Source organism: uncultured Nonlabens sp. (genome assembly GCF_947495285.1).
GTDB lineage: Bacteria > Bacteroidota > Bacteroidia > Flavobacteriales > Flavobacteriaceae > Nonlabens.
Map to the genome: position 1 here is coordinate 1 of NZ_CANLXZ010000081.1, position 685 is coordinate 685.

1 protein-coding gene is annotated in these 685 nt (G+C 31.5%); it reads left to right on the top strand.

Translation table 11 applies throughout. From position 1 onward, the window contains the following. Positions 1 to 325 precede the first annotated feature (325 nt). Positions 326 to 622 carry a transposase gene (locus Q0838_RS14225; protein WP_298956557.1) on the top strand — a complete coding sequence of 99 codons (297 nt, stop codon included), beginning with the start codon at positions 326 to 328 and terminating at the stop codon, positions 620 to 622. The last annotated feature ends 63 nt before the right edge of the window (positions 623 to 685 follow it).

Here is a 685-nt window from a genome sequence, read left to right on the forward strand (position 1 = left end):
TATCAAAAATTCTTTCGGTTTTGCCATCCATAAATATAACTATAAATAACGACTTTTCAAAATAAAAATGGTATTATTATCTATTAGAATCAGGTAAGAAAGTATCGGTGGAGTTTCCTTTGTCTGTATAATAATTATATCCTTGACTTTTACGAGTTCGCTTTCGCGAAAGCGGAATTAAAGAAAGACAGACAAAAATGGTTCATAGCTGATTTGTGTTTATGCAAAACAGGTAGATTTAAAGCTTTGGCAAGGTAAATCTAAAGATCAAATACAATGCCTTTAAATGACAAGATTACTGTCCATGCTGACTAAACAAAGCACCATGTATAAAAATAAATTACATGCAATGGCCGTTTTAGGCAACCTATGTAAAGTAGTAGTTAGCTCCTTAAAGCGTAGTTTAAAACAGGTTCAGAAAGAGCTAAAAATAATAGAAGATAAATTGTTAGCTTTAGTAAAAGAAGTGCATCAGGATGTTTTAACAAGCTTAAAAAGTATTCCAGGAATTGGTTCCAAAACATCATTAATGCTAGTTGTTTTGACCGATGGTTTTGATCGTTTTACAAGCGGAAGTGAATTATGTAGTTACGCTGGTCTAACACCAGTAATACCAATTTAGTTCTTAAATGCCGCATAAAAAGCTTTTAGATAATGATGATTTCCTGTGATTGATTTTATAGTT